The sequence below is a fragment of the Rathayibacter sp. SD072 genome (assembly GCF_017355185.1).
Lineage (GTDB): Bacteria > Actinomycetota > Actinomycetes > Actinomycetales > Microbacteriaceae > Rathayibacter.
This window is the reverse complement of record NZ_JADILJ010000025.1, coordinates 1-24,893: the sequence shown is the minus strand read 5'-3', so window position 1 is coordinate 24,893 and position 24,893 is coordinate 1. Positions and strand designations below refer to the sequence as shown.

The window sequence follows — 24,893 nt, the reverse complement described above, 5'->3', positions numbered from 1 at the left end:
TCCCTGCGCGACGGGCGCCGAGGGTCGATCCTCAGTCGGTGCGGGCTTCGTCGTGCGCCGCGGCTTCCTCGGGGAGCGGTCGAGCCACGGGGATCTTGCTGCCGAGCACCTGGGCGACCACGTCCCGAGCGATGTGCTGCGGGGTGAGACCGACGTCCTCGAGGATCTCCTCGCGCTTCGCGTGATCGAGGAACTGGTCCGGCAGCCCGAGCTCGGTGACGGCCGTGTCGACTCCCGCCTCGCGGAGGTCCTGCCGGATGCGGGTCCCGATGCCGCCCACGCGGACGCCGTCCTCGATCGAGACGACGAGGCGGTGCTCGCGTGCGAGCTCGATGATGCTCCGCGGGACGGGCACGACCCAGCGGGGGTCGACCACCGTGGCGCCGATGCCCTGGGCGGCGAGACGACGGGCGACGTCGAGGCCCATCGTCGCCATCGGTCCGACGGTCACGATCAGCACGTCCTGGCGCTCGGCACGCGAGAGCACGTCGACCCCGTCGTGCAGCCGCTCGAGAGCCTCGATCTCGTCGCCGACGTTGCCCTTCGAGAAGCGGACGACGGTGGGAGCGTCCGTCACTCCGACGGCCTCGCGGAGCTCCTCGCGGAGGCGGACCGAGTCGCGGGGAGCCGAGAGGCGGATGTTCGGGACGACCTGCAGGATCGCGAGATCCCACATCCCGTGGTGGCTCGGGCCGTCGGGTCCGGTGACCCCCGCGCGGTCGAGGACGAAGGTCACACCGGCCCGGTGGAGGGCCACGTCCATCAGCACCTGGTCGAAGGCGCGGTTCACGAAGGTCGCGTAGAGCGCGACGACGGGGTGCAACCCTCCGAACGCGAGGCCGGCGGCGGAGGTGACGGCGTGCTGCTCCGCGATGCCGACGTCGAAGACGCGATCGGGGTGCTTCTCGGCCATCTTGTGCAGTCCCACCGGCCGGAGCATCGCGGCCGTGATGCCGACGATCGTGGCGTCCTCGTCGGCGAGGGTCACGATCTCGTCGGCGAACACCGATGTCCACGAGCGGGCGCCGGGCGCGGCGAGCGGCTCCCCGGTCTCGGGGTCGATCTGGCCGACGGCGTGGAACTGGTCGGCGAGGTCGTCGACGGCCGGTCGGAAGCCCTTCCCCTTCTGCGTGATCGCGTGCACGATGACGGGCTGGCCGTAGTCCTTGGCCTGCTGGAGCGCCTCCTCCATCGCCGTCACGTCGTGCCCGTCGATCGGGCCGAGGTACTTGATGTCGAGGTTGGAGTAGAGGGCCTCGTTGTTGATGAAGCGGCTGAGGAAGCCGTGCATCCCGCCGCGGACCCCGCGGTAGACGGCGGCGGCAGGGCTGCCGAGCCGCTCGGAGACGGCGCGCGAGCCCCGGTGCAGCGTGCGGTAGCTGCGCTTGGTGCGCACTCCGTTGAGGAACCGGGCCATGCCGCCGATGGTGGGGGCGTAGGAGCGCCCGTTGTCGTTGACGACGATGACGAGACCGCGGGCGTTGTCGTCGCTGATGTTGTTCAGCGCCTCCCAGGTCATGCCGCCGGTGAGGGCACCGTCGCCCACCACCGCGACGACGTGCCGGTCGGTCTGGCCGGTCATCGTGAAGGCGCGCGAGATGCCGTCGGCCCAGGACAGGGAGCTGGACGCGTGCGAGCTCTCGACGATGTCGTGCGGCGACTCGGAGCGCTGCGGGTAGCCCGCCAGTCCGCCGCGCTGACGCAGGCCCGAGAAGTCCTGGCGGCCGGTCAGCAGCTTGTGCACGTACGACTGGTGGCCGGTGTCGAAGATGATCGCGTCGCGCGGCGAGTCGAAGACCCGGTGGATCGCGATCGTCGTCTCGACCACTCCGAGGTTCGGGCCGAGGTGACCGCCGGTCTTCGAGACCTCGCGCACCAGGAAGTCCCGGATCTCCTGCGCCAGGGCCTCGAGCTCGGAGCGGGTCAGGCGATCGAGGTCGCGCGGTCCGCCGATGGTCTCGAGAACAGCCATTCGCGCCGCCTTCCGGGGTCGATGAGAGGGAGTGGACGTCTGTCGAGTCTACGCACCGGGGCGCGCACGAACGCCTGTGCGCCTCCCCCTTGCGGGAAGGCGCACAGGCATGTCGGCTCTAGACGAGCGAGCGGAGGACGTACTGCAGGATGCCGCCGTTGCGGTAGTAGTCCGCCTCACCGGGGGTGTCGATGCGGACGACCGCCTCGAACTCGATCGGCTGCTTGCCTGCGGGCGAGTGCTCGGTCGGCTCGGCGACGACGTGCACCGTCTTGGGGGTGACACCCTCGTTCAGCGCCTCGATGCCCGAGATGCTGATCGACTCCGTGCCGTCGAGCCCGAGCGACGCCCAGGTCTCGCCGGCCGGGAACTGCAGCGGGATGACTCCCATGCCGATCAGGTTCGAGCGGTGGATCCGCTCGAAGCTCTCGACGATGACGGCCTTGACGCCGAGGAGGCTGGTGCCCTTCGCCGCCCAGTCGCGCGAGGAACCGGAGCCGTACTCCTTGCCGCCCAGGATGACGAGCGGCGTGCCCTCGGCCTGGTAGTTCTGCGACGCGTCGTAGATGAACGACTGGGGAGCGTCGGGCTGCGTGAAGTCGCGGGTGTAACCGCCCTCCACGCCGTCCAGCAGCTGGTTCTTCAGGCGGATGTTCGCGAACGTGCCGCGGATCATCACCTCGTGGTTGCCACGCCTGGACCCGTAGGAGTTGTAGTCCTTGCGGTCGACGCGGTGCTCGGCGAGGTACTGGCCGGCGGGGCTGTCGGCCTTGATCGAGCCGGCGGGGCTGATGTGGTCGGTCGTCACGGAGTCGCCGAGTTTGGCGAGCACGCGGGCCGAGGCGATGTCGGCGACCGGGGTGGTCTCCATCGTCATGCCGTCGAAGTACGGGGGCTTCCGGACGTAGGTCGACTCCTGGTCCCACTCGAACGTCGCGCCCTCGGGGGTCTGGAGCGAGCGCCAGCGCTCGTCGCCGTCGAACACGCCGCTGTACTGCGTGTCGAACATCGACTTGTCGATCGACGAGTCGATCGTCGCCTGCACCTCAGCCGCGTCGGGCCAGATGTCCTTGAGGAACACGTCGTTGCCGTCGCCGTCGGTGCCGAGGGCGTCGACCTCGAAGTCGAAGTTCATCGATCCGGCGAGGGCGTAGGCGATGACCAGCGGCGGGCTCGCCAGGTAGTTCATCTTGACGTCGGGGTTGATGCGGCCCTCGAAGTTGCGGTTGCCCGAGAGCACCGCCGTCACGGCGAGGTCGTTGTCCTGGACCGCGGCCGAGATCTCCTCGAGCAGCGGGCCGGAGTTGCCGATGCAGGTCGTGCAGCCGTAGCCGACGGTGTAGAAGCCGAGCGCCTCGAGCGACTCGGTCAGGCCGGCCTTCTCGTAGTAGTCGGTGACGACCTTCGACCCAGGCGCGAGGGTCGTCTTGACCCACGGCTTGGCCTTGAGGCCCTTCTGCGCCGCGTTGCGAGCGAGCAGGCCGGCGGCCAGCATCACGGAGGGGTTCGACGTGTTCGTGCACGAGGTGATCGCCGCGATGGCGACCGCGCCGTGGTCGATGGTGAAGGTCTCGCCGCGGTCGCCGAGCTCGACGGTCGTCGGCTTCGAGGCCGTGCTCGGTGCGTGCGAGCGGTGGATGTGCTCGTGCGTGCTGTGCTCGTCCTGCGGCTGGAGCTCGCCCGGGTCCGACGCGGGGAAGGACTCGGCGATGGTCAGGTCGACGATGTCGTGCGAGACGTCGGCGTAGTTGTTGAGGTCCGACTCGAACTGCGTCTTGGCCGAGGTCAGCTCGATGCGGTCCTGCGGGCGCTTCGGGCCGGCGATCGACGGGACGACGGTGCTGAGGTCGAGCTCGAGGTACTCGCTGAACACGGGCTCCACGTCGGCGTCGTGCCAGAGCTTCTGGAGCTTGGAGTACTGCTCGACCAGGGCGATCTGCTCGTCGCTGCGCCCGGTGAGGCGCAGGTAGTCGAGGGTCACGTCGTCGATCGGGAACATCGCGGCGGTCGAGCCGAACTCGGGGCTCATGTTGCCGATGGTGGCGCGGTTCGCGAGGGGGACCTCGGCGACGCCGGCTCCGTAGAACTCGACGAACTTGCCGACGACGCCGTGCTTGCGCAGCATCTCGGTGATGGTGAGCACGACGTCGGTCGCGGTGACGCCCGTCGGGATCGCGCCCGACAGCTTGAAGCCGACGACCTTCGGGATGAGCATCGAGACGGGCTGGCCGAGCATGGCCGCCTCGGCCTCGATGCCGCCGACGCCCCAGCCCAGCACGCCGAGGCCGTTGACCATCGTGGTGTGAGAGTCGGTGCCGACGCAGGTGTCGGGGTAGGCGCGCAGGACTCCGCCGACCTCGCGGGTCATGGTGACCCGGGCGAGGTACTCGATGTTGACCTGGTGCACGATGCCCGTTCCGGGCGGGACGACCTTGAAGTCGTCGAAGGCCGTCTGGCCCCAGCGCAGGAACTGGTACCGCTCGCCGTTGCGCTCGTACTCGAGCTCGACGTTGCGCTCGAGGGCGTCCTCGGTGCCGAACAGGTCGGCGATGACGGAGTGGTCGATGACCATCTCGGCCGGAGCCAGCGGATTGATCTTGTCGGGGTCGCCGCCGAGGGCCGCGACGGCCTCGCGCATGGTGGCGAGGTCGACGATGCAGGGAACGCCGGTGAAGTCCTGCATGACCACGCGCGCGGGCGTGAACTGGATCTCGGTGTCGGGCTCCGACTCCGGGACCCACTCGCCGAGCGCGCGGATGTGGTCGGCGGTGATGTTCGCGCCGTCCTCCGTGCGGAGGAGGTTCTCGAGCAGCACCTTCAGGCTGAACGGGAGCTTCTCGTGACCGGGGACCCGGTCGATGCGGAACACCTCGTAGTCGGTCTGCCCGACCTTCAGAGTGTCTTTCGATCCAAAGCTGTCTACCGCGGACACGTCGCCCTCTCCTTCGCTGACGTGGATCCCGCCGACGGGCGGACCCACATATCCGAGTCCATCTTGGCGACCGCGCAGAGCGGGCTCCACCAAGGAGGACCTAACACCGGTGCGTCGCCGCACCCGTTGCGCCCTGCGTCGGAGCGCGGGGCGGCCGGGAGCTATTTATCTCGACGTCGAGACAATTCTACGTCCTCGACCCGGCGGTCACGCACCCGGCGCGGCGACCTCGTCCTCGTCCTCGTCCCGTGCGCCGCGGTACTCCGCTCGGACCGCGAGGACCGTCAGCACGAGCAGCGGGGCGTACAGCGGGAGCCCGAGGACCAGCTTCCACGTGCCGAGGGCCGTGGTGTCCTCGGCGAGGAAGAGCGGGTACTGCACCGCGAGCCGCAGCAGGAACAGTCCCGCCCAGGCCAGGGTCAGTGCGGCGAACAGCCGTCGCTTGCGCTTGTCGTCGCGCCAGGCGGTCCCGTCGCCCATGAGGTACCCGGCCGCGACTCCGATGAGCGGCCAACGCACGAGCACGGACGCGAGGAAGACGAGTCCGTAGACCAGGTTCGTGATGAGTCCGGGGACGAAGTTGTCCACCGCCCGACCGGTGACGAGTGCCAGCGCCGCCGAGACGACGACCCCGAGGAGTCCGCCGACCGCCTGGATGACCGGGGTGCGGCCGAGGATGCGCGCCACGGTGAACAGGACGGCCATCCCCACCGAGGCGACGAGCGAGAGCACGAGCTCGCCGGTGACGGTGAACAGGAGCACGAAGGCGACGCCGGGGACGACGGCCTCGAGGATCCCGCGGACCCCGCCCATCGTGCGCAGCAGCGCGCGCCCGTCGAACGGCTCGCCGTCGGCGACGACCCCGAGACCGGAACGGCGCGCCGCCTGGGCGATGGCCTCCCCCACCTCGGGGCGGATCGGCTCCGGCTGCTGCTCGCGGTCGGGCGGGCTCTGCTCCATGCGGGTCAGCTCGCGCTCTGCTGCGTCTGACCGCCGGTGGGGACCTTCAGGGGGATGAGGTCGCGCGGGGGCATGGGGCCGGAGCCGCGTACGACGACGATGCTGCGGAACAGCTCCTCGACCGCCGCGGCGGCCTCCTGGTTCACCGCTCCCGCGCCGGCGATGACACCGCGCAGGAACCAGCGCGGTCCGTCGACGCCGACGAAGCGGGCGACACGGGACTCCCCTCCCGCGATCGGGAGCTGGGCGACGAGCTCGGGGCCGAACACGCCCTCGCGCTCGGCCGTGCGGCCGCCCTGCTTGGCGACCTGCTCGGCGATCTGGCCCCGGATCTCGTGCCACAGCCCGGAGGAGCGCGGCGCGGCGAACGGCTGCACCTGCAGAGTGGACCCCGCGTAGTCGAGACCGACGGCGATGACCCGCTTGGTCCCCTCCTCGACCTCGAGGCGGATGTGCATGCCCTCGCGCGGGAGGACCTTCACGCCGCCGAGGTCGATGTAGGGGCGCACGGGGTTGGCCTCGCGCTCGTCGAGCGGCCCCGCCTCGGCGCGATCGGCGGGCGCGGACTTCTCGAGGTCCTGTTCGACGACCTCCGCCGGTGCGTCCGGTCCTGTCGCTGCCTGGATGTCGCTCATGCGTTCTCCTTCGGAGTGCTGGTCGGGGAGGCGTCGTAGCCCGTCGATCCGAAGCCGCCGAGCCCGCGGACGGACTCGGGCAGCTCGTCGACCGGGGTGAAGCGCGCGCGGACGACGGGGACGATCACGAGCTGCGCGATCCGGTCGCCCGCCGTGACGCGGTACGCGCGCTCCGCGTCGGTGTTGAGCAGCGCCACCCGGATCTCGCCGCGGTAGCCCGCGTCGATCGTCCCGGGCGCGTTGACGATGGTGATGCCGTGCTTGAAGGCGAGTCCGCTGCGCGGGACCACGAAGCCGACATGGCCCTCGGGGAGGGCGATCGCCACTCCCGTGCCCACGCTGGCCCGCTCACCGGGCTCGAGGACGACGTCCTCGGTCGAGAGCAGATCGGCTCCGGCGTCCCCCGGGTGCGCGTAGCCGGGAAGGGTGTCCGCGCGGATCGCGACGTCGACGGATTCGTTCACGTGACGAGGGTAGACCAGTTGTCTGATGCAATAGGGACATGCAGTCGTACCGGGAGAGGCTCTGGCCCGCGCCGTGGCTCTTCGTCTCCACAGCCCTCGTGATCCCTGCCAGCATCCTGGTGTTCGCACCGATCGACCCGGTCGTCGGAGTCGTCGTCGCACTCGTCCTCTACGCGGGCTGCATCGGCGCCCTGCTGGCGCTCTCGCCGGTGATCGAGGTCGTCGACGGCGAGCTCCGCGCGGGGAGGGCGCACATCCCTCTGGAGCTGGTGGGCGAGCCCTCGTCGCACGAGGGCCGCGAGGCGTTCGCCGAGCGCGGACCGCGGCTGGACGCTCGCGCCTACCTCGTGATCCGGGGCTGGGTGCGCGACGTCGTGCGGGTGCCGATCGAGGATCCGCAGGACCCGACGCCGTACTGGCTGCTGTCGAGTCGTCGCCCGAACGACATCGTCGCCGCGATCCGGGGATCACGGCGACGGAGCGGTCGTCCTTCGGAGCGAGGAGAGGCCTAGGCGGCGCACTCCAGGCAGATCGGTCCGAGCTTCTCCTCGTGGTCGATCTGAGAGCGGTGCTTCACGAGGAAGCAGCTCACGCACGTGAATTCGTCCGCCTGGGGCGGAAGGACCACGACGTCCAGATCGAGGTCTGAGAGATCGGCTCCGGGCAGTTCGAATCCGCCCGGGTTGTCGGCGTCATCGACGTCGACGACTCCGGACATCTTGTCGGGGACTCGCTCCTTCAGGGCCTCGATCGACTCGGAGTCGTCATCGGTCTTGCGGGGGGCGTCGTAGTCCGTAGCCATTCCCATCCACTTCTTATATTCAGCTGTTCAACAAATCGGCGGGGACAGTGTGCATCAAGGCGGATCGATTCGCAAACCAAATGGATCCGTGGTTGACACCGCCTGTCAGCGCCTCCTTCCGCCCCAACTTTCGACCCGCCCGCGGTATTCCCGGGCATCGGGCGGAACCCGTGCCATCCTTGCCCCGTTCGCGTCCAGAAGGAGGTCCCGCACGATGATGGAACTGAAGGTGATCGGCGTCGAGAGCGGATCGCTCGTGCTCGTCTCCGACGGAGGCGAGCGGTTCTCGGTGCGGATCGACGAGACTCTGCAGAGCCAGCTGCGGCCGCGCGTCCACACCCTCCCGCCGCGCGAGAAGCGCGTCTCACCCCGCGAGATCCAGGCGCACATCCGTTCGGGCCTCTCCGCCGAGGAGGTCGCCGAGCTCACGGGCGCGCCCCTCGAGCACGTCCAGCGCTTCGAGGGTCCGGTCACCGCCGAGCGCGAGCACATCGTCGCCTCCGCGCTGTCGGTGCGCGTCTACACGAGCGCCGACCCCGATCCCCTCGAGGAGGGCACCCCCTTCGGCGACGTCATCCGCGAGCGCCTCGCCGCGCTGGGCGCCGAGGGCGAGCAGTGGTCGAGCTGGAAGGAGGAGGACGGCTGGGCCGTCAAGCTCCTGTTCCGCTCGGACGAGATCGACCACGACGCCCGCTGGCGCTTCGACCCCAAGAAGGCCGTCCTGTCGCCCCTGACTCCCGAGGCGACGACACTCTCGCAGCAGGGCGAGATCCGGCCCACCCTCATCCCGAGGCTCCGCGCCGTCATCCCCGCCGCGGTCGACGAGCTCGCGACGCGCTTCGACACCGACGCGTTCTCCCGGCCGTCCGAGCCCGAGCGCAGCTCCCGTGGCGAGCACCCCGCGTCCGGTCGCCCGACCGCCCTCCCGCACGCGCGCCCGTCGGCCGTCCGGACCTCCGACACCGAGCCGCAGCCGGCGCTGTCCGACACGCCGCGCGTGGTCTCGACCCTCCCTCGCCCCGTGTCGAGCACGACCGAGCAGCGCGAGCGCAATCTCAACGACACCGCCGATCTGCTCGACGCGCTCCGCCGCCGTCGCGGGGAGCGCGACCACGCGTCCTCTCTCCGGATCCGCGAGGAGCCGAAGCAGGAGGCTCCGACCGTCGAGAAGGCGCCGGAGCCCGAGCGCCCGGCTCCCGCCGCGCCTCCTGCGGCCGCCGCCCCTGCGAAGGAGCACGCACCGACCGGTACCCGGGGTGGATTCCGCCGTGGGCGCACGTCGATGCCCAGCTGGGACGAGATCGTCTTCGGGGCGCGCAGCGACGACTGATCGGGTGGAGGGTCTACAGGGCCCTTCACCCGCGACCGTCCCGCGGTCGTGGGGACGTCCGGATCGTGCACCGCCCGGGCGTCAGACGCCGTCGAGCGCTCCGAAGCCGATCAGCGGGACCTGGGTCTCCTCCGGGGTGAGCGAGCCGTGCTGGCCGATCATCGATCGACCCGACGAGTCCTCGGCGTCGTAATAGGCGATCGCCTTGCGCGCGGCGACGAACACGTCGCCCATTCGCTCCGCCGCGGGCGCGCCGATGTCGCCGAACCAGCCGCTCGCGGCGATCTCGGCCCGGGTCGCGATCCAGGCCCGCTCCCCCTCCGCATCGCGCCAGTGCGCTGCGACGCTCTCCGCGTCCGCCCCGGGCTCGAGGTGGAGCTGCAGGCAGCGAGGCTCCCCCGCCAGGTGCCGCACGCCCTCGAGCAGGGACCCGTGCTCGACGAGGACGTGGGAGGAGGCGGGGACGTCGAGCACACCGTGGTCAGCGGTGACGAGCGCGGCCTCCCGCGGTCCGAGACGCCGCGCGAAGGAGCCGACCTCGCCGTCGAGCAGCTCGAGCGCGGCGGTCCACTCCGGCGACTCCCACCCGCGCGCGTGCGCGGTCATGTCGAGCTCGGGGACGTAGAGGTACACGATGCGCCGGCCACCGGCGTCGAGGAGGTCGCGGGCCGCGGCGAAGCGCTCGGCGATGCTCCCGGCCGACCGGTACTCGGCGCCGCGGAGGATCGCGCGCGTCAGTCCTGAGCGGGCGTAGCGCGACGGGCCGATCACGCTCGCAGCGACCCCCTCGACGACGGCGCGCTCGAAGACGGTGGGGTGGGGCTGCCACTGCTCGGGCACCATGCCCTCGTCCCAGCCCGAGAGCTGATTGACGAGTCGATCGGCACCGCGGTCGAGGACCCGGTAGCCGACCATGCCGTGCCCGCCCGGCCGCAGACCCGTCGTCAGGCTCGCGAGTGCGGCCGCCGTCGTCGTCGGGAAGCCCGAGGGGATCGTCGTGGCGCGGGTGAGGGCGGGGGCGAGCGTGCGGGCGTGGCCCGACCGCTGCCTCAGGCTGGAGGCGCCCAGGCCGTCCACGAGCACCACGACGACGCGGTCGAGGCGGGGGGTTCCGAAGGCACCGCGTCGTCCGAGGATCGCATCGAGGGCCCCGGGGAGGACGTCGGCGAGGCTCCGCCGCCCGGCGGGGGCGGCGGGTAGCATGTGGGACATCGCGCTCAGTTTCGCACAGTGCTCCTCGCTCCGGGCGAGCCCCGCGGGCGGAGGTCCGAGCGGGGACGCCGTCCGGCGCCTCCCCGAGCACGACGGGTCCGGTGCGACGAGGCACTCGGGGCTCCTCGCCCGGTCGTCCCGGCCCGCGAGCCCCGTGCTGAGAGCGAGAGGCGCCACCCGGCGCCGTCGCCCTGCGCCCGCCACCGAAGTGAGTCATGAACGCCGCATCCCCCTCGTCCGGATCCACTCCGGCCGCACACTCCTCGCTGTCCGAGCGCATCGAGGACGTCGACGTCTCGACCGAGATGGAGGGGTCGTTCCTCGAGTACGCCTACTCGGTCATCTACTCGCGGGCGCTGCCCGATGCCCGCGACGGACTGAAGCCGGTGCAGCGCCGCATCCTCTACATGATGAGCGAGATGGGCCTGCGGCCGGACCACGGCCACGTCAAGTCGGCGCGGGTGACCGGCGAGGTCATGGGCAAGCTGCACCCGCACGGCGATGCCTCGATCTACGACTCGCTCGTGCGCCTCGCCCAGCCCTTCACCCTGCGGGTCCCCCTGGTCGACGGCCACGGCAACTTCGGCTCGCTCGACGACGGCCCCGCGGCCGCCCGCTACACCGAGGCGCGGCTCGCGCCCGCCGCCATGGCGATGACCGAGCACCTGGGCGAGGACGTCGTCGACTTCGTCCCCAACTACGACAACTCGCACCAGCAGCCCGAGGTCCTGCCGTCGGCGTTCCCGAACCTGCTGGTCAACGGCGCCAGCGGTATCGCGGTCGGCATGGCGACGAACATGGCGCCGCACAACCTGATCGAGGTGATCGGAGCGGCGCGGCACCTGATCGCCCACCCGGAGGCCTCGCTCGAGGACCTCATGTCCTTCGTGCCGGGTCCCGACTTCCCCAGCGGCGGGACGATCGTCGGTCTCGCCGGCGTGCGCGACGCCTACGCGACCGGGCGCGGGAGCTTCAAGACCCGGGCTCGGGTCTCCGTCGAGAGCATCACCGCCCGGAAGTCCGGGCTGGTCGTCACCGAGCTCCCCTACCTCGTCGGGGCCGAGAAGGTCATCGACAAGATCAAGGACGGCGTTCAGAACAAGAAGCTCAGCGGCATCTCGGACGTCACCGACCTCACGGACCGCGACAACGGCCTGCGTCTCGTGATCGGCATCAAGACGGGCTTCAGCCCGGAGGCGGTCCTCGAGCAGCTCTACCGCTACACGCCTCTCGAGGACGGCTTCGCGATCAACAACGTGGCCCTGGTCGACGGGCAGCCGCGCACGCTCGGACTCCGGGAGCTCCTCCAGGTCTACGTGGGCCACCGCGTCACCGTCGTGACCCGGCGGTCGCAGTACCGCCTCCGCAAGCGCCAGGAGCGCCTGCACCTCGTCGAGGGACTCCTCGTGGCCATCGTCGACATCGACGAGGTCATCCAGCTGATCCGCGCGAGCGACGACACCGCTGCGGCCAGAGCGCGCCTCATCGAGGTCTTCGACCTCAGCACGATCCAGGCCGATTACATCCTCGAGCTCCAGCTGCGCCGGCTGACGAGGTTCTCCCGGATCGAGCTCGAGACCGAGCGCGACACTCTTCTCGCCGAGATCGCCGAGCTGGAGGCGCTGCTCTCGAGCCGCAGCCGGATCGAGACGCTCGTGTCGGAGGAGCTGGACGACGTCGCGCAGCGCCTGGGCACCCCTCGTCGCACGCTCCTCACCGAGGCGCGCCCCTCCGTCGCGACCACCGGGCGCAAGACCGCCGCAGTACTCGAGATCGCCGACGTGCCGTGCCGGGTGCATCTCAGCACCACCGGCCGCATGGTCCGCGTCGACCGCGATCCCGAGGCGGCGGCGCAGCCGGTCAGGGCGAGCCGGCGCAGCAAGCACGACGCCGTCCTCAGCGCCCTCGACACGACGAGCCGCACCGACATCGGCGCCGTGACGAGCGCGGGACGACTGCTCCGCTTCTCCCCCGTCGACGTCCCCTCCGTCCCGTCGTCCTCCGTCCAGCTCGGCGCCGGCGTCCGCATGGCGGACTACCTCCCGGCGCTCGGCAAGGACGAGCGCGTGCTCGCTCTGGTGGCGCTCGACGACACGCGCCCGATCGCCCTCGGCACGCTCCAGGGAGTCGTGAAGAGGGTGTCGGCGGCCGAGCTGCAGAACCGGCCCGACGTCGAGCTCATCGCGCTCAAACCCAAGGACGCGGTCGTGGGAGCGGCGCCCGCCGGCGACGAGGACGAACTGGTCTTCGTCACCGGGGAGGCCCAGCTCCTGCGCTTCCCGGCGTCGGCGGTGCGGCCCCAGGGCCGGACAGCGGGGGGCATGGCGGGAGTCAAGCTCGGCGAGACCGACGAGGTCGTGCACTTCGCCGTGGTCGAGGCGGACGACCGCGAGGACGCGGTCGTCGCGACCGTCGCGGTCGACAGCTGGGCGCTGACCGGCACCGACACGGGCAGCGCGAAGGTCTCGCCGTTCTCGGAGTTCCCGTCCAAGGGCCGGGCGACCGGCGGTGTCCGCGCCCAGCGCTTCCTCAAGGGCGAGACGGCCCTCGGGGTCGCCTGGGTCGGTCCGGGCCCGGCGCACGCCCTCGAGGCCGACGGGTCCGTCGCGGCACTGCCGGAGTCCGGCATGAAGCGCGACGGATCGGGAGTGCCGCTCTCGGCTCCCGTGGCGACGATCGGCGCGGCTCCCGAGCTGCTCTGACCGCCGTCGGGCCCGGGACGGTCACACGTCGATGCGGTCGCGCGAGAGCGTCTCGGATCCGCGGACGATGAAGTCCTTCCGCGGCGCCACCTCGTTGCCCATCAGCAGCTCGAAGACCCGGCCCGCGTTCTCGGCGTCGGACACGCGGACTCGGCGCAGCGTGCGGCGGGCGCGGTCCATCGTCGTCGTGGCGAGCTGATCCGCATCCATCTCGCCGAGGCCCTTGTAGCGCTGGATCGGGTCCTGGAATCGCCGCCCCGCCTTCGCCAGGGCGGCGAGCACGCTCTGCAGCTCCTTCTCGGAGTACGTGTAGATCGTCTCGTTCGGCTTCTTGCCCGCGTTCATCACGACCACGCGGTGCAGCGGAGGCACGGCCGCGAACACCCGGCCCGCCTCGACCAGCGGCCGCATGTAGCGGAAGAACAGCGTGAGCAGGAGGGTGCGGATGTGCGCGCCGTCGACGTCGGCGTCGCTCATCAGGATGATCTTGCCGTAGCGCGCCACCGACAGGTCGAACGAGCGACCCGAGCCCGCGCCGATGACCTGGATCATCGAGGCGCACTCCGTGTTCGAGAGCATGTCGGCGACGCTCGCCTTCTGCACGTTCAGGATCTTGCCCCGGATCGGCAGCAGTGCCTGGTACTCGCTGTTGCGCGCGAGCTTCGCGGTGCCGAGGGCGGAGTCGCCCTCGACGATGAAGAGCTCGCTGTTCTCGACGTCGTTGCTGCGGCAGTCGACGAGCTTCGCGGGCAGCGACGACGATTCCAGCGCGTTCTTGCGGCGCTGCGTCTCCTTGTGCGCGCGCGCCGAGATGCGCGACTTCATCTCGGCGACGACCTTCTCGAGCAGCTGGGACATCTGCGTCTTGTCCTCGCGCTTCGCCGAGGAGAAGACGGCGCCGAGTGTCGAGCCGACCGTCTGCGCGACGATGGCGCGCACGGCGGGGGTGCCGAGGATCTCCTTCGTCTGGCCCTCGAACTGCGGCTCGGGGAGACGGACCGTGAGCACCGCCGTGAGGCCGGCGAGCACGTCGTCCTTCTCGACCTTGTCCGAGCCCGCCTTCAGCCGGCGCGCGTTCGCCTCGACCTGGGAGCGGAGCAGCTTGAGCAGTCCCTGCTCGAAGCCGGTCTGATGCGTGCCTCCCTTGGGCGTGGCGATGATGTTGACGAAGCTCCGCATCACCGTCTCGTAGCCGGTGCCCCAGCGCAGGGCGATGTCGACCTCGCAGCTGCGCTCCACCTCGGTGGACACCATGGCGCCACCCGGGGTGAGCACGGGGACGTTCTCGGTGAAGGTCCCGGTGCCGGTCAGACGGAGCACGTCGGTCACGGCGGAATCGGGCGCGAGGAACTCGACGAACTCCGAGATGCCGCCGTCGTAGCGGAACATCTCGGCGCGCCGCTCGTCCTCCCGGTCGTCGACGATGTCGAGGGTGAGCCCGGGAACCAGGAACGCCGTCTGCCGTGCGCGCGTGACGAGATCGTCCGTCTGGAAGGCCGCGCCCTTCGTGAAGATCTGGCGGTCGGCCCAGTAGCGCACGCGGGTGCCGGTGACTCCTCTCGCGACCTTGCCGACGACGGCGAGCTCCGAGCCGTTCTCGAAGGGCGTGAACGGCGCGTCCGGAGTGGGCTCCCCCGCATCCGCGAAGCGACCGGGCTCGCCGCGGTGGAACGACATGCGGTAGGTGCGGCCGTTGCGGTCGACCTCGACGTCGAGCCGCTCCGAGAGAGCGTTGACCACGGAGGCGCCCACACCGTGCAGGCCGCCCGAGGCCGCGTAGGAGCCGGAGCCGAACTTGCCGCCGGCGTGCAGCTTGGTGAAGACGACCTCGACACCGGACAGGCCGGTCTTGGGCTCGATGTCGACCGGGATCCCGCGCGCGCGGTCTCGCACCTCCACGCTGCCGTCGGCGTGGAGGACGACGCTGATCTCGGTGCCGTGCCCCGCGAGTGCCTCGTCGACGGAGTTGTCGATGATCTCCCACAGGCAGTGCATCAGGCCGCGTGAATCGGTCGAGCCGATGTACATGCCCGGCCGCTTCCGGACCGCCTCGAGGCCTTCCAGGACGGAGAGGTGCCGGGCGGAGTAGTCGGTGGAGGCCATTCCTCCAGTTTACTTTCGCGGAACCCTCACTCCGGGACGCGACCCGGGCGGTGCCCTGCACCGAGCGCCAGTGATCCGGCGGGCCTACGCGCACAGCGAAATGCCCTCCGATCGTCTCGGTGCGGAAACAATCGCGTGCTTGGATGGGTTCCACTAAGCAGAGATCGAAGACCGAGTGCAGGAGGCCAAGTCATGTCGACCACCGCAACCCCTACTGGCGTGGACGAGCTCGCGGGTGCCCACCAGCTCTCCGCTGCCGACCGCTGCGACAGCTGTGGAGCCCAGGCGTACATCCGCGTCGTCGTGAACAGCGGAGAACTGCTGTTCTGCGCCCACCACGGCAAGAAGTACCAGGAGAAGCTCTCCAGCATCGCTCAGAGCTGGCACGACGAGTCCGCGCGGCTCTTCGAGGAGCAGCGCCCCTGATCGTCCGGGCCACCGCCCCCGATCGGCCCGACGGACGCTGAGCGCGTCCTACAGGTCGACGCCGAGCCGCTTCGCGATGACCTCGCGGGCGGCTCGAGCTGTTTCATCGGCACGGACGAGACGCGGATCCACGACCGCGTACTCCAGGCCGTTGCGCTCGGCGATCCGCGTCAGGATCGCGTCGGCGAGCACCGGGTTCTTCGCGAGCAGCGGACCGTGCAGGTGTGTGCCCAGCAGTGATCCGGCGAGGTGGCCCTCGAGTCCCTCCCCGTCGCCGGTCCCGTGCAGGACACGACCGAGCACGGAGCCGGGGTCGATCCCCTCGAAGCGCCGCAGATGGTTCTCGAAGCCCACCAGGACGCCGGCGGGCGATTCGACGACCAGATCGTCGGTGGCGCGGGCGGCCGCGGGGACGGCGCGGCCCGGGAAGACGCCGATCCCCTGCACGATGCCCGACGCGGTCGCGAACGACTGCGCGAGCAGCTCCCAGCCCGCCCCGATCGCGACGAACTCGGTCCCGGAGTCGGCCCAGCCCCGCACGGTGGCATCGACGTCGCGGAGCACGTCGAGGACCCCCGGGAGGTCCTCATCGGCCCCGGTGCCGGCGACGAGCACGTCGGGACGGTCGCGGAAGTCGTCCCGGTGACGCAGCGGGACGAGGTCCGCATCGAGTCCGGCCCATCGCGCCCGAGCGACGAGGACGCGGGCGTTCGCCGCATCGCCGTTGCTGTCCAGGACGTCGGGGGCGAGCACGCCGATCCGCAGAGAGGTCACGAGGTCTCCTCGCGGTTGGAGGTGAGCTGGAGGTGAGCGCGGGTCCGGCGCATCGAGTCGGCGGAGAAGACGATCGTCTTGCGCCCGGTCGACGGTGCCGGCAGCGCCAGGAAGCCATCGAGTGCGCGGCCCAGATCCTCGTCGAGGGCGTCGATCGCGACTCCGTCGTACTGCAGGTGGAGCGCCGCCTCGTGGGCCTTGGATCCCGAGACCACGCGGACCCTTCCGAGGCCGGACGTGTCGACGGGCCAGAAGTACGAGGGATCCCGCACGTCGGAGCCGATGGCGAGCATGATCTGCTCGGTCCCCGTCGGGATCTCGGAGATGTTCAGCCGGTAGCTCGCCGGGTTCTGCACCAGGACGAACTCGACCTCCTGGCCGCGGACCACGACGACCTCTCCTCGTCCGAACACCGGAGCGATCGAGGAGAGGGCGGCGGAGGCGGTGTCCGCGTCGAAGCGGTCGCCGAGCACGGCGCGCGCGGTCGAGACGGCGGCGGCGGCGTCCACGGCGTAGTGGATCCCGCGCGCCGGGAGTCCGATGTCGAGCAGGACCCCGTCGCTCAAGATCTCGGCCGCCGCCCCGTTCGTAGCGGAGACGATCGTCGTCGCGCGGTCCGTTCCCGTCGCTGCCTCCGCCGCGTAGCCGAGTCCGCCGGGAGCGGCGGCGCGGACGGCCGGAGCGACTCCGTACCACTGCACCCGATCGGCGGGGAGGCTCGTCGCGATGTCGGCCACGTGGCGGTCGTCGGCGTTGAGCACGACCCGACCGGTCGCCCGCTCCGAGATCGAGGCGAGCATCCGCGCGACCATCGAGGGGTCGAAGAAGCGGTCGATCTGATCGACCACGACGTTGGTGAGCACGACGACGCGGGGGCGCATGCGGGGAGCGAGCCGCGCCCCGTGCCCCTCGTCCATCTCGAGGACGGCGATGTCCGCGTCGATGCGTCCCCGCAGGTCCGTCCGCTCCAGGAGGGCGGAGGTGAGGCCCTGCGCGATGTTGGCGGTCGACGGGTTGGTGAACACGCTCAGCCCGTGGGCGCGGAGGACGGCGACCAGCATCTTCGTGGTCGTCGACTTGCCGGCCGACCCGGTGACGACGACGAGCCCCTCGGGGAAGCCGTCGAGGACCGCGGGCAGGAACCCGGGAGCGACGCGGTTGACGACGAGCCCGGGCACGGCGGATCCTCCGCCGGGCTTCCGGAGGCGTGCCGCGAAGCGGGCGGCCCTCCCGAGGAGGACCGCCGGCGCGTAGCGGATCACCGGCCTACTCGAGGTAGTCGCGGAGCGACTGCGAGCGGGACGGGTGGCGGAGCTTCGCCATGGTCTTCGACTCGATCTGGCGGATGCGCTCGCGCGTCACGCCGAAGGTGTCCCCGATCTGATCGAGCGTCTTCGGCATGCCGTCGCCGAGGCCGAAGCGCATGCGGATCACGCCCGCCTCGCGCTCGGACAGGGAGTCGAGGAGCGACTCCAGCTGCTTCTGCAGCATGGTGAAGCCCACGGCGTCCGCCGGGACCACGGCCTCGGTGTCCTCGATGAGGTCGCCGAACTCGCTGTCGCCGTCCTCGCCCAGGGGCGTGTGCAGCGAGATCGGCTCGCGGCCGTACTTCTGCACCTCGATGACCTTCTCAGGGGTCATGTCGAGCTCGCGGGACAGTTCCTCCGGGGTGGGCTCGCGGCCCAGGTCCTGGAGCATCTGACGCTGGACGCGGGCCAGCTTGTTGATGACCTCGACCATGTGCACCGGGATGCGGATGGTGCGGGCCTGGTCGGCCATCGCGCGGGTGATCGCCTGGCGGATCCACCACGTCGCGTACGTCGAGAACTTGAAGCCCTTGGTGTAGTCGAACTTCTCGACCGCGCGGATCAGACCGAGGTTGCCCTCCTGGATCAGATCCAGGAACTGCATCCCGCGACCGGTGTAGCGCTTGGCGAGGCTGACCACGAGTCGGAGGTTCGCTCCGAGCAGGTGGCTCTTCGCCCGCTGCCCGTCCTTCGCGACCCAGCGGAGCTCGCGGACGAGCTCGGGGCTGAGATCGGTGGAGTTGGCGAGCTTGTCCTCGGCGAAGAGGCCCGCCTCGATGCGCATCGCGAGCTCGACCTCCTCGGCCGCGTTCAGGAGCGCGACCTTGCCGATCTGCTTGAGGTAGTCCTTGACCGGGTCGGCGGTGGCGCCGGTGATCGCCGTCGAGTAGACGGGGACCTCGTCGTCCTCGCCGCCGAAGGAGAGGACGAGCGCGCCGCTGGGGAGCGGGGCCTCGGGCGCGGCGGCGGGGGCCGCGGGGGCGTCCGCCGTCTCGGCGTCGTCCTTCGACTCGGTCTCGGGCTCCTCGACGACGGCGACGACCTCGGTCTCGTCCTCGTCGACCTCCTCGGGCTCGGCGGCCTCGGGCGAGTCCTCGTCCTCGACGGGCGCGGCGGCCTTGGTCGCGGCCCGGGCGCGCGGGGTCTTGGCCGCAGCGGGCTTGCGTGCGGCGGGCTTCTTGGTCGTCGTCGCGTCGTCGTCGACGGCGTCGAGCGTTGCGGTCTTGGTAGCTCTGGTGGCCATGGCGGCACCTCTCCATCCGTTGCGTCCCGGTTGCGAGCGGCTCCGGAGGGCGCCGTCCGTCGGTGGGCATTACGAGGACCCATGTCAAGTCGAGGACGTCGCACGCCCGACGTGGGCGTGGTGCTCCCTCGACCCGAACGGGTCCTATTGACAATTATTGCACGCCTGAGTAGTGCGGTCGCGCGCGGAGCCCCGGAGGACTCCGATCGATCGGTCGCGAGCCTCCGGTGCCGATCCCGTCGACCCGCTGCCCCGCCGCAGTGGAGCCGGTCGCTCGATCAGCGTCCGGGACGTCCTCGACGGAGGCGGTCACTCAGTGCAACCCAGAGAGGGGCCACCATTATTCCCTCGTCCTCCGCGAGCCGGCGCCTCGTCCGACGCCGCGCGCTGATCAGACCGACGACCCCGAGGCCCACGACGACGTACTGGACGCACCACGCGACGCGGAAGCTCTCCATCGAGTAGAGCCGGGCGGCGTCGCCGTCCGGACCCGCGAGCGCGTCGAGGATGAGCCCCATCGCGAACATCATCGTGAAGCTCGCCAGGAACCCGCCGACGTTGACCACGCCGTTGGCGGCGCCGAGGGCACGGGAGGGATTGAAGGTCCGGGCGAAGTCGAAGCCGATCATCGAACCGGGTCCCCCGGCGCCGATGACGATCAGCAGGAGGACGATCAGCCAGTACGGCGGTACGCCGGGCCAGAGCAGGACGACGGTCCACGCCACGCCCATGGTGGTGACGATCCCCAGCACGAGGTTGCTCCGCCGCATGGGATGCCGGGCGGTGAGCACTCCGAGGACGGGGCCGACCACGATGCCGGCGACGACGACGATCGTGAGGGTCGGCGCCGCGACGGCCGGCGGCAGTCCGATCGCGTAGACGAGGAACGGATAGCCCCAGAGCAGGGTGAAGACGGTTCCCGAGGACTGCGTCACGAAGTGCGACCAGAATCCCAGCTGGGTTCCCGGTCGACGCAGGCTCACGCCGAGCTGGGCGATGGTGGCCCGGAGTGTCGGCGGAGTCAGGACGATCGGCTCCGTGCGCGGCGGCAGATCGCTGATCAGGAGCAGCACTCCGAGGAAGGCGACGGCGCCCAGCGCCGCCGCGGAGAGGAACGCGGGCGTCCAGCCGACGGAGTGCAGGATCGCGGCGAACGGGAGGGCCGAGAGGATCTGCCCGATCTGCCCGATGTTGCCGATCCACTGCGACAGCTGCGGGACGATCGGGCCGCTGAACCACGCGACCGTCAAGCGGATGACGGAGGTGAAGATCGCCGCGTCGCCGGCACCCACGAGGATCCGCCCCACGATCGCGACTCCGATCGACGGGGCGAGGGCGAGCACGACCTGCCCGACCATCATGAGCGCCGTGCCGGAGAGGATGAGGGTCTTCGGCCCGAAGCGGTCGATCAGGATCCCGACCGGGATCTGCATCCCCGCGTAGACGATCAGCTGGACGACGGCCAGCGAGGAGAGCACCGCTGCAGCGACTCCGAAGCGCTCGGCGGCGTCGACTCCCGCGACGCCCAGAGTGGTGCGGTCCAGGACCGCCACCAGGTAGGCGAAGGCACCGGCTCCGAAGACGAACCACGCTCGACGAGATCGCACTCGTCCGATCCTACCGACGGCGGGTGGGCCCTAGGACGCGGCGGAGTCCTCGCCCGGGCGCCGGATCGCGAGGAACTTCTCGAGCTCGGCGGCCAGAGCATCCGCCGTGGGAACGGAGCCGTCCTCGTCGGTGAGCGGGGACCGGAGGCTCGTGCCCTCCATGTAGCTGTCGTGGCGCGACTCCAGAGCCGCGACGAGCTTCTGCAGCTCCTCGTTCCCCGCGACCTGCTCGTCCACCTTGGCGAGGAACTCGCGCCCGCTCTCGCGGAGGCGGTCGGTCGGGAAGATGAGGCCCGTCGAGGCCGAGATGCTCTCGAGCGCCGCCACGGCGGCCTGCGGGTACTCGGTGTCCGAGAGGTAGTGCGGGATGAGGAGCGCGAAGCCGACCGCCGGCATCCCGCGCTCGAAGAGACGGAGCTCGAGCAGGTGCAGGACGTTCGAGGGGATCTGCGTGTGCGGGCGCCAGACCGACATCGCCTCGACGAGGTCCTCGCGGTTGCCGCTGACCGTGACCCCGACGGGTCGCGTGTGCGGCACGGGCATCGGGATCGCGTGGACCCAGGTGGTGCTCGCGACCTCGAGCCGCTCGATGAGCGAGACCACGGCCCGCGTGAAGCGCTCCCACTGGAAGTCGGGCTCGAATCCGGTGAGCAGGAGGAACGGCTGGTGCAGCTCGTCGCGCGCGACCGAGAGGCGCAGGACGGCCGGGCGGTAGTCGGTCAGGTGGTCCTGATCGAACGTGATGATCGGCCGGCGAGCGCGGTAGTCCAGGAGCTGGTCCTGGTCGAAGGCGGCGATCGGGCGGTGCTCGAGGGTGTCGAGCAGGTACTCCCCCAGCTGTCCGACGGCGCCTCCGGCGTCGGTGAAGCCGGTCAGGCCGGCGACGAGGTGCAGCCCGCGCGGAACCTCGGAGAGGTCGCCCTCGATCTCGAACAGGTCTTCCGGATCCAGCATGCCTCTCACTGTAGACGGCACCCGTCGGGCCCCTGGCGAGCGGCGCTCGGCCCTGAGCGAACAGCGCCTAGCATTGCCGCCATGCCCCTCTCCTCTCTCGAGTACACGTCCGCGCCCGCCTCCGACATCGACACCGACGCCCTCGTCCTGGGCGTGGCGCCGGGCCCGGACGGGCCGCAGCTGCTCGGGGCGACGGGCTTCGAGGACCTGGTCGGCGCCCTCCCGGCGCTCGGCGCGACGGGGGCCGTCGACTCGATCCTGCGCGTGCCGTCGACCGGTCGCGCGGGCGTCGTCGTGCTCGTCGGCCTCGGCTCGGCGGAGCCGACCACCGACGCCCTCCGCGCCGCAGCGGGTCTCGCGGTGCGCACCCTGGCGGGGACCGCCTCCGTCGCGCTCGCCCTTCCCGCCACGACTCCGGAGGCACTCGCCGCCGTCGCCGAGGGCGCCGCCCTGGGCTCCTACTCGTTCACCGCCTTCCGCGGCACCACCGCCGCGACGGTGAAGACCCCCGTCGAGTCCGTCCTGCTCGTCTCGACCGAGGAGACGGCGGACCCCGCGATCCTCGAGCGCGCGCTGATCGTCGCCCGGGCTGTCGCCGAGGTCAAGGACCTCGTCAACACGCCGCCGTCTCACCTCTACCCGCAGACCCTCGCCGAGGCCGTCCAGGAGGGCGCCACCGGGCTGCCCCTCGAGGTCACCGTCTGGGACGAGGCGGCACTGGCCGAGGAGGGCTTCGGCGGCATCCTCGGAGTGGGCAGCGGCTCGACCCGGCCGCCGCGCCTGGTGAAGGTCTCCTACTCGCCGGAGGGAGCGACCGCCCACCTCGCGCTGGTGGGCAAGGGCATCACCTTCGACAGCGGCGGACTCTCGCTCAAGCCGCCGGCCTCGATGGTGGGGATGAAGTACGACATGACGGGCGCGGCGACCGTGTGGGCCGTCGCACGCGCCGTCGCGGAGCTCGCGCTCCCCGTCCGGGTGACCGCCTGGCTCTGCATCGCGGAGAACCTCCCCTCCGGCAGCGCCATCCGGCCCAACGACGTGCTGACGATCCGAGGCGGCACGACGGTCGAGGTCCTCAACACCGACGCCGAGGGGCGTCTCGTGCTCGCCGACGGGCTCGTCGCGGCGAGCGAGGAGCAGCCCGACGCGATCATCGACGTCGCGACCCTGACCGGAGCCGCGAGCGTCGCCCTGGGCAACCGCTACACGGGCGTCATGGGCGACGACGACTTCGCCGCCCGGGTCGTCGCCACCGCCGCCGACGCGGGCGAGCCCTTCTGGCAGATGCCCTTCCCGGCCGAGCTGCGCCCGCTCCTGAACTCCGACGTCGCCGACCTCGCGAACGTGAAGATCGGCAGCACGGCCGGCGGCATGCTGATCGCCGGGCACTTCCTGCGCGAGTTCATCGGCACCCGCGGGGAGGGCGAGGCCACGACCACCATCCCCTGGGCCCACCTCGACATCGCGGGTCCTGCCAACAACGCCGGAGGGGCCTACGGCTTCACGGCGGGCGGGCCGACGGGAGTCACCGTGCGGACGCTCGTGGCGCTGGCCGAGGGCTTCGCGAGCGCGTAGTAGGGTCGACGGGGCGGGAGATCCCGCCTCGTCCCCTCCTCCGCCGGTCCTGAGCGCTCCGCGCCGCGGCCCGCGGGAGACCGGGACCGCACGTCGCAAGGGAGTCACTGGGTGTCGGAAGAGAGCTACGACCTGGTCGTGCTCGGCGGGGGCAGCGGCGGTTACGCCGCCGCGCTGCGGGCGACTCAACTGGGGCTCAGCGTGGCTCTCGTCGAGCGGGACAAGCTCGGCGGCACCTGCCTCCACCGCGGTTGCGTCCCCACGAAAGCCCTGCTGCACGCCGCCGAGCTGGCGGACGGGGCGAAGGACGCGCAGAAGTACGGCGTCCTCGCGAGCTTCGAGGGCATCGACATCGCCGGCGTCACCCGGTACCGCCGGGGCGTGGTCGCCGGCAAGTACAAGGGCCTGCAGAGCCTCGTCTCCTCGCGCGGCATCACGGTCGTCGAGGGTGACGGCCGCCTGGCCGGCCCGAGGACGGTCGTCGTCGGCGAGCACGTCCTCCACGGCGGGTCGATCGTCGTCGCCACCGGCTCGGCCTCGCGGACCCTGCCCGGGATCGCGATCGGCGGTCGCGTCCTCACCAGCGACGAGGCCCTCGAGCTCGACCACGTGCCCGACCGGGTCGTCGTGCTCGGCGGCGGGGTCATCGGAGTCGAGTTCGCGAGCGTCTGGCGCTCCTTCGGCGCCGAGGTCACCATCGTCGAGGCGCTCCCCCACCTCGTGCCGAACGAGGACGAGAGCGCGAGCAAGCAGCTCGAGCGCGCCTTCCGCAAGCGCGGCATCTCCTTCCAGCTCGGCTCGCGCGTCTCCTCGGTCTCCCAGTCGGAGTCGGGCGTGAGCGTGAGCCTCGAGAGCGGAGCCGTGCTCGAGGGCGACGTGCTCCTGGTGGCGGTCGGCCGCGGTCCCGTCACCGCCGGCCTCGGCCTCGAGGAGGCGGGGGTCGCTCTCGATCGCGGCTACGTCGTGGCGGACGAGCGCCTGCAGACCTCCGTTCCGGGCGTCTACGCCGTGGGCGACATCGTGCCCGGTCTCCAGCTGGCCCATCGGAGCTTCCAGCAGGGCGTCTTCGTCGCCGAGGAGATCGCCGGCCTCGGCCCGCAGGTCGTCGCCGATGTCAACGTCCCGAAGGTCACCTACAGCGACCCGGAGGTCGCGTCGGTCGGACTCACCGAGGCGCTGGCCGTGGCCGAGTACGGTGCGGAGCGCATCGCGTCGTACGACTACAACCTGGGCGGGAACGCGCGCAGCACGATCCTCGGCACGAGCGGCTCGGTCAAGGTCGTCCGCGTCGTCGACGGCCCTGTCGTCGGCGTCCACATGGTCGGCGCCCGCGTCGGCGAGCTGATCGGGGAGGCCCAGCTCATCGTGAACTGGGAGGCGCAGCCCGAGGACGTCGCGCCCCTCGTGCACGCGCACCCCACTCAGAACGAGGCGCTCGGCGAGGCGCATCTCGCGCTGGCCGGGAAGCCGCTGCACGCCCTCTAGACCCACCGCGGGGGCGGCGACCCGTCGCTCCCGCTTCACTAAGCTGAACACTGCACGCACACGTCTTAAGGAGACAGGATCATGAGCGAATCCGTCAGCCTCCCGGCACTCGGAGAGAGTGTCACGGAAGGAACGGTCACCCGCTGGCTGAAGAACGTGGGGGATCGCGTCGAGGTCGACGAGCCCCTGCTGGAGGTGTCGACCGACAAGGTCGACACCGAGATCCCGTCGCCCGTCGCCGGTGTCATCGAGGAGATCCTCGTCCAGGAGGACGAGACCGTCGAGGTCGGCGCCGAGCTGGTCCGGATCGGCGACGGTTCCGCGTCGGCCGCCCCCGCCGAGCCCGAGGCCCCCGCGGCCGAGGAGGCTCCGGAGGTCCAGGCCGCCGAGACCGAGCCCACCGACGTCGC

At 71.0% G+C, this 24,893-nt stretch carries 20 protein-coding genes; 7 read left to right on the top strand and 13 right to left on the bottom strand.

Annotation, left to right across the window (positions count from 1 at the left end):
• Positions 1–31 precede the first annotated feature (31 nt).
• The 5 genes from dxs to dut all read right to left on the bottom strand — a co-directional run bounded on the left by dxs (position 32) and on the right by dut (position 6,963).
• Positions 32–1,972: a 1-deoxy-D-xylulose-5-phosphate synthase gene (dxs, locus tag IOC53_RS11225; protein WP_207405743.1), complete on the bottom strand. Its 1,941-nt coding sequence runs from the start codon at positions 1,970–1,972 to the stop codon at positions 32–34.
• 118 nt (positions 1,973–2,090) lie between these two features.
• Positions 2,091–4,904 carry an aconitate hydratase AcnA gene (acnA, locus tag IOC53_RS11220; protein ID WP_207405741.1) on the bottom strand — a complete coding sequence of 938 codons (2,814 nt, stop codon included), beginning with the start codon at positions 4,902–4,904 and terminating at the stop codon, positions 2,091–2,093.
• 207 nt (positions 4,905–5,111) lie between these two features.
• Positions 5,112–5,864 (bottom strand): DUF3159 domain-containing protein, encoded by a 753-nt coding sequence (locus IOC53_RS11215; protein WP_207405739.1) that lies wholly within the window; start codon positions 5,862–5,864, stop codon positions 5,112–5,114.
• 5 nt (positions 5,865–5,869) lie between these two features.
• Complete coding sequence (locus IOC53_RS11210; protein ID WP_207405737.1) at positions 5,870–6,499, bottom strand: DUF3710 domain-containing protein; 630 nt, start codon at positions 6,497–6,499, stop codon at positions 5,870–5,872.
• Positions 6,496–6,963, bottom strand: a complete 468-nt coding sequence (gene dut, locus IOC53_RS11205) for a dUTP diphosphatase (protein ID WP_207405735.1) — start codon at positions 6,961–6,963, stop codon at positions 6,496–6,498. Before dut ends, IOC53_RS11210 begins: the two co-directional genes overlap by 4 nt.
• Before the next feature lie 38 nt (positions 6,964–7,001).
• Between dut and IOC53_RS11200 the strand changes: the two genes are divergently transcribed.
• Positions 7,002–7,475: a DUF3093 domain-containing protein gene (locus IOC53_RS11200; protein ID WP_207405733.1), complete on the top strand. Its 474-nt coding sequence runs from the start codon at positions 7,002–7,004 to the stop codon at positions 7,473–7,475.
• On the opposite strand, the gene IOC53_RS11195 is transcribed toward IOC53_RS11200, so the two are convergent.
• Positions 7,472–7,765, bottom strand: a complete 294-nt coding sequence (locus tag IOC53_RS11195) for a DUF4193 domain-containing protein (protein ID WP_055792269.1) — start codon at positions 7,763–7,765, stop codon at positions 7,472–7,474. The two genes, IOC53_RS11200 and IOC53_RS11195, sit on opposite strands and share 4 nt — an antisense overlap.
• 214 nt (positions 7,766–7,979) lie before the next feature.
• On the opposite strand from IOC53_RS11195, the gene sepH reads away from it, so the two are divergent.
• The gene (gene sepH, locus IOC53_RS11190) at positions 7,980–9,095 is read left to right on the top strand and encodes a septation protein SepH (RefSeq protein ID WP_207405731.1); all 1,116 of its coding nucleotides are present in this window, start codon (positions 7,980–7,982) and stop codon (positions 9,093–9,095) included.
• Between the two features lie 81 nt (positions 9,096–9,176).
• Here sepH and IOC53_RS11185 read toward each other — a convergent pair whose 3' ends face one another.
• Positions 9,177–10,307, bottom strand: coding sequence for an alkaline phosphatase family protein (locus tag IOC53_RS11185; RefSeq protein WP_207405729.1), 1,131 nt, complete (start codon positions 10,305–10,307; stop codon positions 9,177–9,179).
• A 215-nt stretch (positions 10,308–10,522) separates the two neighbouring features.
• Between IOC53_RS11185 and IOC53_RS11180 the strand changes: the two genes are divergently transcribed.
• Complete coding sequence (locus IOC53_RS11180) at positions 10,523–13,009, top strand: DNA topoisomerase (ATP-hydrolyzing) subunit A (RefSeq protein WP_207405727.1); 2,487 nt, start codon at positions 10,523–10,525, stop codon at positions 13,007–13,009.
• A gap of 21 nt (positions 13,010–13,030) precedes the next feature.
• Here the strand turns inward: IOC53_RS11180 and IOC53_RS11175 are convergent, their stop codons facing one another.
• Positions 13,031–15,112, bottom strand: a complete 2,082-nt coding sequence (locus IOC53_RS11175) for a type IIA DNA topoisomerase subunit B (RefSeq protein ID WP_207405725.1) — start codon at positions 15,110–15,112, stop codon at positions 13,031–13,033.
• A 192-nt stretch (positions 15,113–15,304) separates the two neighbouring features.
• Between IOC53_RS11175 and IOC53_RS11170 the strand changes: the two genes are divergently transcribed.
• The gene (locus IOC53_RS11170) at positions 15,305–15,538 is read left to right on the top strand and encodes a hypothetical protein (protein WP_207405723.1); all 234 of its coding nucleotides are present in this window, start codon (positions 15,305–15,307) and stop codon (positions 15,536–15,538) included.
• Between the two features lie 48 nt (positions 15,539–15,586).
• Here IOC53_RS11170 and IOC53_RS11165 read toward each other — a convergent pair whose 3' ends face one another.
• From IOC53_RS11165 to IOC53_RS11145, 5 genes are all read right to left on the bottom strand, one after another.
• A complete protein-coding gene (locus tag IOC53_RS11165) occupies positions 15,587–16,312 on the bottom strand; it encodes a type 1 glutamine amidotransferase (protein ID WP_207405721.1) in 726 nt (241 codons plus the stop codon).
• The gene (locus tag IOC53_RS11160; RefSeq protein ID WP_207405719.1) at positions 16,309–17,490 is read right to left on the bottom strand and encodes a Mur ligase family protein; all 1,182 of its coding nucleotides are present in this window, start codon (positions 17,488–17,490) and stop codon (positions 16,309–16,311) included. The genes IOC53_RS11165 and IOC53_RS11160 overlap by 4 nt, the downstream gene beginning before the upstream one ends.
• 88 nt (positions 17,491–17,578) lie before the next feature.
• The gene (locus IOC53_RS11155; RefSeq protein WP_242683226.1) at positions 17,579–18,862 is read right to left on the bottom strand and encodes an RNA polymerase sigma factor; all 1,284 of its coding nucleotides are present in this window, start codon (positions 18,860–18,862) and stop codon (positions 17,579–17,581) included.
• 278 nt (positions 18,863–19,140) lie between these two features.
• Positions 19,141–20,469: a nitrate/nitrite transporter gene (locus tag IOC53_RS11150; RefSeq protein ID WP_207405717.1), complete on the bottom strand. Its 1,329-nt coding sequence runs from the start codon at positions 20,467–20,469 to the stop codon at positions 19,141–19,143.
• 30 nt (positions 20,470–20,499) lie between these two features.
• On the bottom strand, positions 20,500–21,423 hold the full coding sequence (locus IOC53_RS11145; protein ID WP_207405715.1) for a proteasome assembly chaperone family protein: 924 nt from the start codon (positions 21,421–21,423) through the stop codon (positions 20,500–20,502).
• An 81-nt stretch (positions 21,424–21,504) separates the two neighbouring features.
• Here IOC53_RS11145 and IOC53_RS11140 point away from each other — a divergent pair, with 81 nt between their 5' ends.
• The 3 genes from IOC53_RS11140 to IOC53_RS11130 all read left to right on the top strand — a co-directional run.
• On the top strand, positions 21,505–22,998 hold the full coding sequence (locus IOC53_RS11140; protein WP_207405713.1) for a leucyl aminopeptidase: 1,494 nt from the start codon (positions 21,505–21,507) through the stop codon (positions 22,996–22,998).
• Positions 22,999–23,109: 111 nt separating this feature from the next.
• Positions 23,110–24,483: a dihydrolipoyl dehydrogenase gene (gene lpdA, locus IOC53_RS11135; protein ID WP_207405711.1), complete on the top strand. Its 1,374-nt coding sequence runs from the start codon at positions 23,110–23,112 to the stop codon at positions 24,481–24,483.
• Between the two features lie 81 nt (positions 24,484–24,564).
• Positions 24,565–24,893: biotin/lipoyl-containing protein (locus IOC53_RS11130; protein ID WP_307786166.1), on the top strand; the 329-nt coding region annotated here is incomplete at its 3' end.

Excerpts from the sequence above, each read along its gene's own strand:
- IOC53_RS11200 (WP_207405733.1), top strand. The coding sequence starts at position 7,002 with ATGCAGTCGTACCGGGAGAGGCTCTGGCCCGCGCCGTGGCTCTTCGTC.
- IOC53_RS11155 (WP_242683226.1), bottom strand. The coding sequence starts at position 18,862 with ATGGCCACCAGAGCTACCAAGACCGCAACGCTCGACGCCGTCGACGAC.
- IOC53_RS11140 (WP_207405713.1), top strand. The coding sequence starts at position 21,505 with ATGCCCCTCTCCTCTCTCGAGTACACGTCCGCGCCCGCCTCCGACATC.
- IOC53_RS11180 (WP_207405727.1), top strand. The coding sequence starts at position 10,523 with ATGAACGCCGCATCCCCCTCGTCCGGATCCACTCCGGCCGCACACTCC.
- sepH (WP_207405731.1), top strand. The coding sequence starts at position 7,980 with ATGATGGAACTGAAGGTGATCGGCGTCGAGAGCGGATCGCTCGTGCTC.
- IOC53_RS11145 (WP_207405715.1), bottom strand. The coding sequence starts at position 21,423 with ATGCTGGATCCGGAAGACCTGTTCGAGATCGAGGGCGACCTCTCCGAG.
- IOC53_RS11195 (WP_055792269.1), bottom strand. The coding sequence starts at position 7,765 with ATGGCTACGGACTACGACGCCCCCCGCAAGACCGATGACGACTCCGAG.
- IOC53_RS11175 (WP_207405725.1), bottom strand. The coding sequence starts at position 15,112 with ATGGCCTCCACCGACTACTCCGCCCGGCACCTCTCCGTCCTGGAAGGC.
- IOC53_RS11170 (WP_207405723.1), top strand. The coding sequence starts at position 15,305 with ATGTCGACCACCGCAACCCCTACTGGCGTGGACGAGCTCGCGGGTGCC.
- IOC53_RS11210 (WP_207405737.1), bottom strand. The coding sequence starts at position 6,499 with ATGAGCGACATCCAGGCAGCGACAGGACCGGACGCACCGGCGGAGGTC.
- IOC53_RS11215 (WP_207405739.1), bottom strand. The coding sequence starts at position 5,864 with ATGGAGCAGAGCCCGCCCGACCGCGAGCAGCAGCCGGAGCCGATCCGC.
- IOC53_RS11185 (WP_207405729.1), bottom strand. The coding sequence starts at position 10,307 with ATGTCCCACATGCTACCCGCCGCCCCCGCCGGGCGGCGGAGCCTCGCC.
- dxs (WP_207405743.1), bottom strand. The coding sequence starts at position 1,972 with ATGGCTGTTCTCGAGACCATCGGCGGACCGCGCGACCTCGATCGCCTG.